Annotated in this window: 1 pseudogene; it reads left to right on the top strand. The window is 51.9% G+C overall.

The features are described from left to right. Nucleotides 1–243, top strand: a pseudogene (locus Xhom_RS34825) (hypothetical protein); the annotation flags it as partial. Nucleotides 244–441: the final 198 nt, after the last annotated feature.

Raw genomic sequence — 441 nt, 5'->3', positions numbered from 1 at the left:
GCCGCTGCCTACGGTATAAATACAACGCCCCTGCGCATCATAGCGGTACTCCACGGCGGTCTGATCACCGTCCGACCAACGGCTGATCAGCCCCTGTTCGTCACTGTGAGTGACACCGGTCAAACCTGCCAGCTTCCTGAAGATGAGCAAGGTATTGTGCGGGAAATATTGGAAAGCCTGATTATCAAATATCAATCACGGCGCTGGGATTCAGCAAGGCAGGCAGCGAAGAAGAAAGAGTAGTCCATAAAATGATCGCAGATTGTCAGTGCGTCAACACGGGCAATCTGCTAACCACAACCAACTGATATGGAGTTGAATGATGGCTAAGGCGCATTCTAATACTACAGCCGTAATTGCTCTGTAAGCCGATGATTTTCCCGGCGGCGACAGTGACATTGTTGCGCCCGGTATTGATGCCGTCGTCGCCAGGCTGACCAA

The organism is Xenorhabdus hominickii (genome assembly GCF_002632725.1).
In the GTDB taxonomy this organism is placed as follows: Bacteria; Pseudomonadota; Gammaproteobacteria; order Enterobacterales; family Enterobacteriaceae; genus Xenorhabdus; species Xenorhabdus hominickii.
This window is presented reverse-complemented; position numbering and strand designations above follow the sequence as displayed.